This is a genomic window from Paenibacillus sp. Soil750 (assembly GCF_001428045.1).
Lineage (GTDB): Bacteria > Bacillota > Bacilli > Paenibacillales > NBRC-103111 > Paenibacillus_E > Paenibacillus_E allorhizoplanae.
Genome location: NZ_LMSD01000023.1, coordinates 398731 through 411693 on the forward strand (window position 1 = coordinate 398731; position 12963 = coordinate 411693).

The following is a 12963-nucleotide window of genomic DNA, read 5'->3' on the forward strand; positions in this document are numbered from 1 at the left end:
GAAGGCGCCCTCGAAAGATAACGCCGCAAGGCCGAAGGGCGCTACTTATCCGGATTGGAGGGAAGTTATTGTGCAACAACCAATCGTAGGGGCGGGAGCTCCGGCACGCTCCAAGAAGCCGCTGAAGGCAAGGTTTGCCGATGTCTTTCGGCACATGAAGCGGGACAGACAACTGCTGATCCTTTTTGCGCCATGTTTGCTGTTCTATATTCTGTTCCGATACGGTCCGCTGTACGGTTTAATTATTGCATTCAAGGACTATAGCGTGTTCACTGGAATATGGGGCAGCGATTGGGTGGGAATCAAGTATTTCATTCAATTTTTCACGAATCAAGATTTCTGGATGTTGTTTAGAAACACGTTTCTGCTAGGGATTTATACACTTGTTTTCGGATTTCCGTTTCCCATCCTGCTGGCTATTTTGCTAAACGAAGTAAGAGTGAAGTGGTTCAAGAAATCTGTTCAAACGTTGAGTTACCTGCCGGCCTTTCTGTCCGTTGTCATCATCTCTTCCATGATTATTGATTTTTTGTCTCCGAATAACGGGCTGTTTAATCAATTTCTGGCGGTTCTTGGATTTCCAAAGAAATATTTTCTGATTGATCCGGGTTGGTTTCGCCCGATCTATGTCATCTCGGATATTTGGGAGAAGATCGGATATGAAGCGATCATCTACTTGGCGGCAATAGCCGGTATTAACCCGACACTGTATGAGGCGGCGAAAGTCGATGGAGCAACCAGATTTGGCATGATGCGCCATATCACGCTTCCAGGGCTGCTGCCTACCCTGCTGGTCATGTTTATTTTGAAAACAGGTTCCATGATTCGGATCGGCTATGAAAAAGTATTGCTGCTGTACAACCCGATGACTTACGAGGTAGGGGACGTCTTCTCCACCTATGTGTACAGGAAGGGCTTGCTGGAATCGAACTACAGCTACGCATCTGCGGTTGGGATGTTCGAAGCCTTGGTTGCGATGATTATGCTGCTGGGAGCCAACTATTTAAGCAAAAGGATTGGAGGGAACGGGTTATGGTAGGAAACCGCAAAATAACTTGGTTCACCATTCTGAATGCGCTTCTCCTTTCTGGTGTAGCCGTGGCGACGCTCTATCCGGTGCTGTATATGTTGGCCGTCTCCTTAAGTGATACATCGGCTGTCGTACAGGGCAAAGTGTTCTTGTTTCCGAAGGGGTTCAATTTCGATGCCTATAAGGAAGTACTGAAGAACGATAAAATCCCGAGAGCTTATCTCAATTCCGTGTACTATACAGCGCTCGGTACGTTTATTAATTTACTTTTCACTGCGGTTGCGGCTTATCCGCTTTCCCAGCGCACGTTTTTCGGCAGGAAGTGGTTTATGCTGATGATCATCATTACGATGTTCTTTAATGCGGGGATCATACCGACGTATATGGTCGTGCAGCAGCTTGGGCTTCTAGATACGGTGTGGGCGCTTGTGATTCCGAACGCGATATGGACCATGGAGCTTATTATTTTGAAAAGCTTCTATGAGAACATGTCCAGTCAAATTCGCGAAGCTGCACTCATCGACGGGGCATCCGATTATCGCATTTTGTTCTCCATTGTCATTCCGCTCTCCAAGCCGGCGCTTGCCTCGATTGGGCTGTTTTATTTCATGGGACATTGGAACAGCTTCTTCATCCCGATGATTTATTTGAGCGACAAGGAGATGTATCCGCTGCAGGTTGTTCTGAGAGATATGCTCATCTACAACGCTGAGAATGATGCTGGGCTTGTCGATCGGGCTGCGCTGGCTCCGCAAGCGATGAAAAATGCGACGATTGTACTCTCTATGATTCCTGTGCTGCTTATCTATCCGTTTGCCCAAAAATATTTTGCTAAAGGGGTGATGCTCGGTTCGGAAAAGGGTTGAAGGGACGAATGTGGAATATTAGTTGGATAACATCGTAAGAGGTGATAAGGTGACGCCTATCCATCGTTTAATGGCGAGCAGGGGACTTCTGCAAATTTTTTTCGCATTGCTGTTAGTCATCGTAATCATGTTTGTATCCAACTATATCGTCTATAAAAACTCCATTTCCGGCATTTATGATAAAGTGACCCAGAACAACCGGCTTGTTATTAAAAATATTATTCAGTCGTTTGACAGCTCCTTCGCTGCAGTCAACAATCTGATCTTTACCGTACACGGGCTGCCGTACGATCTAGAGTCGGAAGATAAGAGCATGGATATGTCCAAGGCCTACACGCTGCAGGAACATATTTCCAGGCTTGCCTCATCGATTGATTATGTTGAAGATGTGATTGTATTTTACGATAGCCTTGACTTGGCCGTTACTTCCAAGGGAACGAGCGATTTCAGCGTCCTTTTTGATAAAAAGTATAAGCATGACACCTATAGTGCTAATTATTGGAGAATGTTTTCCGATTCCAAGCATGCTCTGACGGTGTTCCCCATTGCGGATTTCGCAGTCTCGACCGATGGCTTAACCCGCAGAACCCAGCAGCTGATGACGGTGATGGACGGCAACAAAGTCCGATTGTCCAATAAGAATGTGATGGTCCTGCTCAATGCGGAGAGGTTGCTTAAACAAATCGATCTCAAATCAATGATCCCCGGCGCATCCCTTGTCGTGCTCGATGCCAATCGAAATGTTGTACTCAGCACCGATCAAACGCAAGATCCTAGTGACATCTTGGATGAGGTTTATTTTAATCCTGCCAAAGAAGCGACCCTGACCCGCAAAGATTTCGAGTATAACTTCTATAAGTCGGATTATAACGATTTCATTTATATCAACAAAGTTCCTTATCAGTTTCAAAATATCGGCTCCGTGGAAACAGCCAATCATATGATTATGATTTCAGCGATCATCAGTGCGGTTCTGCTGTCCGCGCTGCTCAGCGTCTACTTGTACCGACCGGTGAAAGATATTTTGAAACTACTCGGCGGAGGCCATGTGAAGGGGAACGATTTCCGTAAAATTTACAGCGGTATCGTCAAGGTGCAAGCGGAGAATGAATCGCTGAGAACGCAGATGGATTTTGCGGATAAGGAGCTTCGCAGAGGTATTTTTCTGCAGATGCTGGATGGTTATGCGTATTCCCGCGAGCTAGAGATGCAGCTGCAGAAGAACTATGCTTTCTTTTTTCCTGAAAGACAATTTGTGATGACTGCGCTGCAATTCAAGATTCCATCAGACGGCGATTCGCAGCTAGGTATGCCTGTAGCTGATATTGCGGGTATGCTGGAAGATCATCTCCGTGCAGCTGGTCCTGCCATAGTCTTCTACACGGGACATTTACAATTTGTGGCACTCGTAGCGATTCGTCAGCCTTCCGCCCGCAAAGCGGTCATCGAATGCCTAGAAGACTTGACGAGGCGGGCGGCCAAGGAAGAGCTGCAGGGGCTCGCGCTCTGGGCTAGCGTCAGCAAGCTGTATGATTCCAAGATGACCAATTGCCAGGAGGCTTATCAAGATATTCAGAACGCCAGGATATACCGGAACATCAATTCGGAGCGAGCTGTCGTCGATTTGGAGTCAATCCGGTACGTATCCCATATTCACTTTCCATTTGAGAAGATTGAGAAGCTGTCGAATACGCTGCTGAGCGGTAAAAAGGAGGAAGCCAAGCACATTTTGCAGGACATTGTTCACGAAAATACAGAGCGTGGCATTCACCATCACCAGTTTGCGCATATTGCGAAAAGCATTTTTTACTACTTAATGAAACATGCAGAGACTTCGCCTGTCGGCAGCAAGGAAAGTTTCCAACTGGAAATGGAGTTTTGCCTGCAGGTAGATAACGCTTATAGCTACAGGGATATCACGGGCGCTCTGCAAGCAGTCGTTGAATGGATCGGCAGCAAACGGCTTCAAGAAGGAAAAAGCAAGCTGAATCTGGAGTTTATTACCCAGTACATTGAGCTGCACTACATGGAAAACTTGTATCTCGATCATATGGCAGAAGTGCTGAATACGAGTCCGAAGTATTTTTCTAACTATTTCAAGAAAGCTTTCGGTGTCGGTTATGTGGATTATCTGAACAAGGTAAGGTTGTCGCATGCCAGAGAGTTTCTCAAGCATAGCGAGTTGAGTGTGGCGGAAATCGGGGAGAAGACAGGGTACCTGAATGCCTCCACATTCACCACCACCTTTAAGAAATATTATGGCATCTCGCCAAGCGAATTTCGCAAGAAGCCGGTTGATTAAATGCTGAAGGAAATGAGGAGAAGCAAGGTGAAAGCAGTTGCGGCTTTAAAAGGGAACATTCTTATTACAGAGCTGGAGGCTGGTCCACTTCCCGCAGGGCATGTGAAGATACGTACGGAATATTCCGCCATTAGTCCAGGAACGGAAATGACCTTCATTCGCCGTGCGTCCGAACAGATGGGATTGTTAGGGTATAGCGCTGTTGGTGTGATTGAGGAGCTGGGCGAATATGTACACCACCTGCAGGTTGGCCAGCGTGTAGCCTGCTACGGGGCGCCGTATGTCCGGCATGCGGAATGGCTGACGGTTCCGACGAACCTGACGGCAGCAGTCCCTCCAGATGTCCAGCCGGAGGAAGCTGCCTTTGCAGGGTTAGGCGCCATCGCCATTCATGCGCTCCGCACGGCTGATCTGCGGTTTGGAGAATCCACCGTCGTTGTGGGGCTGGGCATTCTGGGGCAGCTGATCGCCCAGATCGCATCGGCGGCAGCTATCCGCGTTGCGGGCTTCGATATCCTTGCTCACCGGGCAGAGCTGCTACGGCAGCGTGGAGTTGAAGACGCTTATGACAATCAGGAAAAGCTGGAGGAGCAGTTAGCTGCGTTGACGGACGGGTATGGCGCCGACAGCATCATTTTATGTGCGGGAGGGCCTGGAGAGGAACTAATCAACAGCTCTCTTCGTTTGATACGGGATAAAGGGAAAATTGTTATCGTCGGGGACTTATCAACTGAATTTTCAAGAGGACTTATGTTCGGCAAGGAAGCTCAGGTGCTGATATCTAGAGCAGGCGGCCCAGGCAGATACGATGTCCAGTATGAATTGGAAAATAAAGACTACCCGATCGGCTTCGTCCGCTGGACGGAAGGCCGGAACATTGGCGAATATATGAGATTACTTGCGGAGAAGAGGATTTCGCTCCAAGGACTTATCTCAGACAAGTACCCGATAGAGCGGGCAGCGGAAGCCTATCAGGGATATGCACAACACTCTGACAGGATGGGGACAATTTTGACTTACGGCAAATAATCGTGTGAATCTGATTACGGTGAACGACAGGGAAGGAAAACGGATTTATGCTTGTTCGGATTGGAAGCGCTTTCAATTCCATGCGTGTTTAAAAAAATGTAAAGAATTTAAGGAGGCCATGTCATGATAAACGCAAGGTTTCGAGTTCTTATCCTTATGATGTGCTGGCTCATCGCATTGGCGAGCTGGGGAGCAGGAGCTGCTTCGGCGGAAGGCAGCCGCTTGTCGCAAAAAACGTACGGGAGCCCAGAGGAGCTGCTCATCCCGAACAATTATACAGTGGCTGTTTTTAACGGAACAGTCGGGAAGGAAGAGGGGCGTTATGTGCTGTATGCCACGAGCAAAGGAAAACCGGGTCATCTCAACGTCATTGATCTCGAGGATTATAAGCTGCTTAGAAGCATTCCGCTCGCACCTTCGGAAAGCTCATGGGCGCACACTGTCGCTCCTGACGGCACCCTGTTTCTTGCCGCTGATGGCGGTGGAGCCCGATTGTGGAGCTACTCGCCAGTGACCCATACGCCTGTACAGGTGGCCCAGTTCGATGGGCAGTCCGTGCCCAACAGCATCACCACGGATGAGCAAGGCCGTGTCTATGTAGGTACTTTTCCCGGAGGCAAGGTGTATCAGTATGATCCTGGTACGAAGCTGACGAAAGATTATGGCAGAGTCATCGGTGCAACCGATCAGGAGTACGTGCGCTCCATCGCCTATCAAGGTGGCAATGTTTATGCCGGAACGGCCCATAAGCAGATTGTTCGTGTGAACTTGGCGACCGGGGAAAAGACGGATATTGCCGCATCCCTCACGGTGAAGAACGATACCGTGTATGATTTGGATACGATCGACGACCGCTATTTGTTTGCAAGGTATACGGACGGCAGCGGCATACCAGGAGAAGCGTATATCTACGATACGCAAACCTCCTCCTGGCTGGATCTGGAGCTGGAGAATGTGACAGGGCTGCATGCCACGGATTCGGTAGGCGGTAAGCTTTACTATATGTCCGACAAAAAGCTGAAAACATTCGATCTCGCCACCCACGAAGTGGAGCTGTCAGGAATGGAGTACACAACCGGCTTGCGCGGCGCGGATTGGGCTGAATTCCCGAACCCTGAGCTGCCAGGCAAAACATTGGTCACCGTACGGTACGACGGCGGTGTCACGTTTATGAATATCGAGACGAAGCAAGTCATTCTGAAGCCTCCGGTAATTCCAGGTCTCCCGGGTGTCGTAAACCGTATAGCGGCGGTTTCCCCGACACAGCTGATAACGACAGGCTCTCAGGCACGTTCTTCGCTTGTGAATTTGACGAATAACACTGCGAAGCCCTTCAGCATCGGCCAGGCGGACAGTGTTTACCCCATAGGAAATAAAGTGTATATGGGGGTTTACCCGGAGGGAGGGTTATATGAGTATGATTTGACCGCCGAACCGAGTGAAAAGAATCCCAAGCGCTTAGCCGTGCTGGGGAACGATCAGGAACGTCTGGTAAATATGACGGGCGCAGAGGGTAAGCTGTTCATATCCACGATTTCAGGTTACGGAACGCTGGGTGGTTCTCTGACGATCTATGACCCGGCTACCGGGGAAACCGATGTACACCGCCATGTTGTTGAGAATCAAAGTTTACTCAGCACAGCGTACTTGAACGGCAAAATATTCGGCTCCACGACCATTCGCGGAGGTCTTGGTTCAGAGCCTACGGCGGAGGAAGCGAAGATTTTCGTGTGGGATGTTGCCTCCGAACAAAGAATCGCCGAGTTTCCACTGCGAGTTCCCGGTTTAACGAAGCCGATTTTTATTGGAGATCTCTCGGCAGGACCTGATGGCCTCATATGGGGAGCCTCCTATGAGTATATATTTGCGATTGATCCGGTGACGTACAACGTTGTGAAGAGCAAGAAAATTTATCCAAGCCTCAATTTCAGCCAATGGGCTCATCATCCGCTTCGCTGGTCTGAAGACGGTCTGCTCTATGTCCTGTTTAATAATAAGCTGACGGTGATCGACCCGGAGACACTGGAATTTCGTACACTTGCAGACACATCTAGGTTCGATTTGGGTATGGACGGCAACTTGTACTTCACGGATCAAGCGACGAATACGATTCTGTACCGGATGGAGGTAGACGGTGAATATGTGGAGCCGCCGCCAGGCCTTCCTATTGCTGTTCGCAATGCTGGATTTGAGGAGCAAGTGAGCGGCAGCACAATTCCCGGATGGACCTCGCTGTTCGCAACCGCTGCCGATTACCGCTATGAAATTAGTGATGCTCAGCGCTTCTCCGGCACGAAGAGCTTGAAAATTACCGACAATTTAAGAACGGCATCCGTTGCCTTGCAGAGCGCGAAGATTCCAGTAAACCAGGGCGAGGAATACAAAGCGAGCATGAACCTTTACATTGAATCGGGCCAACCAGGCTTCATGTTCCGCTTCTTTGACAAAAACAACGCAATAATCTCAACCCTTGAGATCCATCTCGACGAATCCCGGTTAGCGCAATGGCAGAAGGTGACGCTTCAAGGCAAAGCGCCGGTGGGTGCGGTCAGCGCAAGTCTCATCGCCGTGACGAGTCGTTATAACATTTCGTCGGCCTACTACGATGACTTCGCTGTGAGTGTGAAAGATAAATACATGCCGGTTTCAACCGTCAGCATGAATCCTCAGCCGAATGAATACGGTTGGGTTAACCAGGATGCTGAGGTAATGGTTCAGGCAAGCGGCGCGTATAACATCACGTATGCTGCCGAGGGCGCGCAGCCAATCGTCAAAACGACCGTACAGGGAAATACGGTTCATTTCCCTATCACGACAGAGGGGGTCACTTCAGTTACGTATGCCGCCTCTAACTTTTCAGGTTTATCGGAAGCAACCAGGACCTTTGACGTTAGGGTCGACAAGACGGCACCCGTTGTTCAATTCTCCGGCCAACCTGTGTATACCGTCCAGCAAGCGGTTTATATCAGCTGCATGGCTTCGGATGTTTTATCCGGATTGACTGTGAATCCATGCTCGGAACCGCTCTTAGGGGTACCTGCCTACACGTTGGAGCCAGGCAATCATGAAATCGTTGCTGCAGCTGCGGACCGGGCTGGCAATACATCTGCGGCGGTCTTTACGTACCGGATCGATGTCACCTATGAAGGCATGTGCGCACTCATCCGTCAATTCCTGGGCTCTGACCGGCTGATAGCGGAAGGTCTCTGCAAGCAATTGATGCTGGCGCAAGAAGCGGAGAAGCGTGGCAAAATGAAAATAAAGGAAGGCATTCTTCATGCTTTCGCTATTGAGATAAACGTTCTGAGCGGCAGGAAGTTGACGGTCGAGCAGGCGCAAATCCTGAAAAAACTGACAGGGTATTTGTAAGAAGGTATTATCGTTCGAGCTTATAGAAAGCGGAACCTTAATTGGTTTTCGTTTAAATAAACGCAGAACAATAGCTCAATATCAACAAAAATAGGCAGCCAACCCTAGTGGATCGGTTGCCTACTTCATCTTTTAGATATATTACGAACGTAAGTTCTTATATAATGCAGGAATAAATTGAAGTCGAAAGGAAGCAGCTATCTTCTAAAAAGTATTGATGGTAAAATATTAACCGTTTACATATTTAGGCATAGCGAAAGAAGCCTTTACGGTTGGCGCAGGGCTTCTTTGCACTATGACTAACTTGGCTTTAGCTTGGCTGACCTACTGTTGCAGCCTCACTGGACGTCTCAGCTTCACCCACGCGCTCCTCATGGTTCGCAGCCACTGGTGTCTCCGTTTCCTTCTGAGGCACCAGAATTGTCACGACGATATCATTCGGGTCGGATTTCATTTCAATGCCGGCGGGCACTACAATTTGACTGACATGCAGGTTGTCACCTAGCCCCAAGCTAGATACTTCCACTTGAATGGAAGTCGGAACTTGGTTCGGCATGCAGCGAATCTCGATATTGTGCATCTGAATTTGAAAAATCCCGCCTTCATGCACACCCACTGCATCACCGATAAATTCCAGCGCTACGACCGTTTTGATCGGCTCATCCATATTAATTTGATGGAAGTCGATGTGGGACAACTCGCGGTTCAGCGGATTGCGCTGAATTTCATTAATCATGACCGGTTGAGTTTTTGTACTGCCAGAGATAGCCAAATCAATAATGGCATGAGGATTTTGCCGAAGAACGACCTGCAATTCTTTCAAATCGATGCTTAGGACCGTATTCGCCATGTTCTTGCCATACACGACAGCGGGAATTTTCCCTTTGGAACGCAGTTGCTTAATTTCTGATTTTGTTGCTTCTTTGCGGACTTCTGCTTGTAAAGAGACAGCCATATGAAAAAGAACCCCCTAAAATTTAGCCCGGCATCCAATGGAGCCAAAGCTCGCACAGCCGGGTGATTAACAGCTAGTTCATAACATACCCCAACTTTCGAGGTTCCATCCCCAAAATAAACAGCTGCGCTTTCTTGGAAGGTTGCATTGCCGCGGCAGCCTTTGTATAATTGATCAATCACTATCAGATAGGAGGAGAATAAATATGGCTAAATCCGAAGCAACATCGGTGAATCGCAAATCCGATATCATCTCCGCGGCGATCGAAGTGTTCGCGGAAGTTGGTTATTTTCGTGCTACGACGGCACAGGTGGCCGAACGGGCAAAAATCTCCCAGCCCTACGTATTTCGATTCTTCGCGACCAAGGAAACTTTGCTTTTAGCCGCGCTGGAGGCATCTTGGAATCGGGTAATTGAATCGTTCCGCCAGGTGGTGGAGACGACTTCTACGGAATTACTTGAGACGAAGCTTATTCAGGAGTATGTTAAAATTCAGTCGATGTACCAGAACGAGATGCTTTTGCAGATGCAGGCACAGACCATTCGGGAGGACGCCATCCAACAGACGATGTGCAACGCCTATAAGGATATCCGCAATATGATTTTGGTGGCGTTCCGTGATGCCGGTATGGAAAATGCTGAAGAGCGGGCAATGCTGTTCCTCGCACGCGGAGTGCTGTGCAATGTTGCCGTCGCGATTAATCTGCCCGAATTGATGGAAGGATAAGGGGAGATTTTTTCTCTGAAAAATAGTTATTGACCAATCACTAACAATCTATTATAGTGAGTTCAAGAAGTTAGTGATTGATCAATTACAATTATAAAATGGCGAGGAGATCAAGGCATGCTGTAATCGAAGTTGATGAATATAAATGTCCTACTTACAAACGGTTAGACTGTATAAAAATTTTAAAAGAAATTAATTAATCAATCAATAACAGGAGGAGATTGTTATGAATTCCATGGTTCAGTTGGTAATCGCGAATCGTTCTGACACGTTGAAGTATCGGTGGTGGGCTCTGATCGCGCTGGCCCTCGCGCAATTCTTGGTAGTGCTGGATGCGTCCATCGTCAATATCGCGCTTCCCGCTCTCGGCTCGGAGCTTCATCTGAGCACTAGTACACTGAGCTGGGTCATTACGGCTTATGTATTGCCCTTCGGGGGCTTGCTGCTTCTCGGCGGAAGGCTGTCGGATCGCTTCGGGCATCGCAGGTTATTCATGATCGGGGTCTCTGGATTCGCACTTGCGTCGGCAACGGCTGGTCTGGCTACTTCGGGAATTTGGCTGCTTACCGCGAGAGCGGTTCAAGGCGCATCGGCTGCCCTACTTGCCCCAGCAGCTCTGGCTCTCGTTACGAAGCTATTCACGAATCCGCGTGATCGGGCCAAGGCACTCGGCATCTGGGGTGCGGTTGCGGGCATTGGTAGTGCGGCGGGTGTCTTGTTGGGCGGTGTACTGACAGATTCGCTTGGTTGGTCTTCAGTGTTCTTTGTGAATGTCCCTGTAGTAGCTTTGGTTCTGGTGGCGGTTCCTTATCTTATTCCCAAGGATGCGCAAGTCGAACGCGTAAGTCTGGATGCGTCAGGGTCTGCCATGGTAACGACTGGAATCGTAGCACTAGTCGCTGCGCTCTCCGGTACGGATCGGGTTGGCTGGATGTCCCCGCAGACGCTGATTCTCGCAAGCTTGGCGGTTGTGTTGCTTGGATCGTTCATCTTCATCGAGAAGCGCGCTTCGAATCCGCTTATGCCGCTAGGCATCTTCCGCAACAAGTCCGTTACGGGCGGTAATCTGGCCATGTTCCTTATCGGAGGAGCAACGACAGGACTGTTCTTCGCACTCTCGGTTTACATGCAGCAAGTGCTTCATTATGATGCGTTAAAAGCAGGCCTTACCCAGCTCCCGCTGGCTGGCTCGCTAGTCGTGATTGCCGGAGTCGTTCCGGCTGTGGTCAAGGATATTGGAACGCGCAAGACGCTGGCGGCGTCATTGTTTCTACTGGGCGTAGGCCTGATTTGGCTCTCCTTTTCACCTAGCAACGCTTCGTTCGCTGTCAATCTGCTAGGCCCATCCATCTTGATGGGAATTGGATTGGGAGGAGCTTTCATCTCTGGAACGGAGCTAGCAGTCCACGGCGTGGCGGACGATGAAGCGGGGCTAGCAAGCGGCTTAGTCAATACAAGTCAGCAGATCGGTGGAGCCATCGGACTCGCGGTACTTACGACGGTAGCCTCGGCTCGCATTGATCGCTTGCTTGGCGGTGGGGTAGCCGAAGCGCAAGCGTTAACTGGCGGGTTCTCCTGGGTGTTCCTCGGAGCTGCAGCATTCGCGCTCATCGGGGCAATAGCGGTTCTCGTGGTTGTGCGACAATCACCCTCTTTCAAAGTTAGTGATTGATCAATTGATAAAATTCCAACACCGTATAGACTAGTAACCAAATATGGCAAAGGCAATAGAGCCTAAAAAATCATAATAGGAGTGATCAGAATGTTAAAAGCAATGGTAGTAAGAGCAGGCAGTGGTTGGGAAAGGGTGCTTGTCAAACGATTGGTCGAAGAGAATGTCGAAGTCATCGCCTATTCCGGCTCGCAACGGAAGCTGGAAACCTTGCAGATGAACATCTTTTCCCCTCTTCTGCGAATAGTGAGAGGAGATGTCGGTAACCCAGACGAACTGCTAGATGCTGCGAACGGTGTGAATGTTATTTTCTGCGGAGTCTACTTAACCTACGATGACAAGCCAGAGAAGGTGCACCAGATGCTCGAAGCCGCTCGAAGCGTCTCCGCAGCAATCGGAGCTAAATTGGTAATCGTAGAAGGGGTCTATCGATCTGTCGACATGAAGGAATCGGCGGACGTCCCCTGTCCAAATTCGATGCGAATCTTCAGTCCGGAGTTATATGGCGAGGCCGCTTCCAACACGCTTATTCATTACGCGCTTCGCAAAATTGTTCAAGGGAAGCCCGTCAAGCTGCCCATTGATCCATCCATCAGACGAGATTATCTGTTCATAGATGATGCCGCCAGGTATGTACATGAGCTGGCTATGACGGAATCCGCGTATGGGGGCAAATGGCATCTCTGTGGCAATGGCTCGATCTCGCAAGCGGAGCTCCTTGGCTTTGCGGGTTCAGTTATTCAGATAGCGCCGCGGTTCGAGACCATCGGAAAGTGGCAGCAGCGATTGCTGCAGTGGTATGAGCCGGAGATGAGGATCAAATTGGATAGCTATGAGCGATACGGCAAGAGTTATGGAACCTCTAGCAAGGCGTATGACGGAGTATCACCAACCTCGTATGAAGAGGGGATAGTCTTAACGGTTAAGCACATGTTGGAAAAGTATATAGCAAAAGAGTCCACAGGTAGTTAACAGTAATGCATGGGGTAACCAATTATAAGTTAGTGATTGCT

At 49.2% G+C, this 12963-nt stretch carries 9 protein-coding genes; 8 read left to right on the forward strand and 1 reads right to left on the reverse strand.

Translation table 11 applies throughout. From position 1 onward, the window contains the following. Positions 1-154 precede the first annotated feature (154 nt). The 5 genes from ASL11_RS21780 to ASL11_RS21800 all read left to right on the forward strand — a co-directional run bounded on the left by ASL11_RS21780 (position 155) and on the right by ASL11_RS21800 (position 8596). Complete coding sequence (locus ASL11_RS21780; RefSeq protein WP_082595716.1) at positions 155-1039, forward strand: ABC transporter permease; 885 nt, start codon at positions 155-157, stop codon at positions 1037-1039. Next, positions 1033-1896, forward strand: coding sequence for a carbohydrate ABC transporter permease (locus ASL11_RS21785; protein ID WP_056619592.1), 864 nt, complete (start codon positions 1033-1035; stop codon positions 1894-1896). The genes ASL11_RS21780 and ASL11_RS21785 overlap by 7 nt, the downstream gene beginning before the upstream one ends. A 22-nt stretch (positions 1897-1918) precedes the next feature. Beyond that, the gene (locus ASL11_RS21790; RefSeq protein WP_235550533.1) at positions 1919-4198 is read left to right on the forward strand and encodes a helix-turn-helix transcriptional regulator; all 2280 of its coding nucleotides are present in this window, start codon (positions 1919-1921) and stop codon (positions 4196-4198) included. A 27-nt stretch (positions 4199-4225) separates the two neighbouring features. Then, positions 4226-5227, forward strand: a complete 1002-nt coding sequence (locus tag ASL11_RS21795) for a zinc-dependent alcohol dehydrogenase (RefSeq protein ID WP_056619595.1) — start codon at positions 4226-4228, stop codon at positions 5225-5227. A 123-nt stretch (positions 5228-5350) separates the two neighbouring features. Next, a complete protein-coding gene (locus tag ASL11_RS21800; RefSeq protein WP_056619598.1) occupies positions 5351-8596 on the forward strand; it encodes a PQQ-binding-like beta-propeller repeat protein in 3246 nt (1081 codons plus the stop codon). 310 nt (positions 8597-8906) lie between these two features. On the opposite strand, the gene ASL11_RS21805 is transcribed toward ASL11_RS21800, so the two are convergent. Continuing rightward, positions 8907-9551 carry a 50S ribosomal protein L25 gene (locus ASL11_RS21805; RefSeq protein ID WP_056619601.1) on the reverse strand — a complete coding sequence of 215 codons (645 nt, stop codon included), beginning with the start codon at positions 9549-9551 and terminating at the stop codon, positions 8907-8909. 205 nt (positions 9552-9756) lie between these two features. On the opposite strand from ASL11_RS21805, the gene ASL11_RS21810 reads away from it, so the two are divergent. From ASL11_RS21810 to ASL11_RS21820, 3 genes are all read left to right on the forward strand, one after another. Beyond that, the gene (locus ASL11_RS21810) at positions 9757-10278 is read left to right on the forward strand and encodes a TetR/AcrR family transcriptional regulator (protein ID WP_056619603.1); all 522 of its coding nucleotides are present in this window, start codon (positions 9757-9759) and stop codon (positions 10276-10278) included. A gap of 226 nt (positions 10279-10504) precedes the next feature. After that, positions 10505-11950 (forward strand): MFS transporter, encoded by a 1446-nt coding sequence (locus ASL11_RS21815; RefSeq protein WP_056619606.1) that lies wholly within the window; start codon positions 10505-10507, stop codon positions 11948-11950. 90 nt (positions 11951-12040) lie between these two features. After that, positions 12041-12922 carry an NAD-dependent epimerase/dehydratase family protein gene (locus tag ASL11_RS21820; RefSeq protein ID WP_056619608.1) on the forward strand — a complete coding sequence of 294 codons (882 nt, stop codon included), beginning with the start codon at positions 12041-12043 and terminating at the stop codon, positions 12920-12922. The last annotated feature ends 41 nt before the right edge of the window (positions 12923-12963 follow it).

Bases quoted from the DNA above. Each gene is read 5' to 3' on its own strand.
- ASL11_RS21780 (WP_082595716.1), top strand. From the start codon at position 155: ATGAAGCGGGACAGACAACTGCTGATCCTTTTTGCGCCATGTTTGCTG.
- ASL11_RS21785 (WP_056619592.1), top strand. From the start codon at position 1,033: ATGGTAGGAAACCGCAAAATAACTTGGTTCACCATTCTGAATGCGCTT.
- ASL11_RS21800 (WP_056619598.1), top strand. From the start codon at position 5,351: ATGATAAACGCAAGGTTTCGAGTTCTTATCCTTATGATGTGCTGGCTC.
- ASL11_RS21805 (WP_056619601.1), bottom strand. From the start codon at position 9,551: ATGGCTGTCTCTTTACAAGCAGAAGTCCGCAAAGAAGCAACAAAATCA.
- ASL11_RS21810 (WP_056619603.1), top strand. From the start codon at position 9,757: ATGGCTAAATCCGAAGCAACATCGGTGAATCGCAAATCCGATATCATC.
- ASL11_RS21815 (WP_056619606.1), top strand. From the start codon at position 10,505: ATGAATTCCATGGTTCAGTTGGTAATCGCGAATCGTTCTGACACGTTG.
- ASL11_RS21820 (WP_056619608.1), top strand. From the start codon at position 12,041: ATGTTAAAAGCAATGGTAGTAAGAGCAGGCAGTGGTTGGGAAAGGGTG.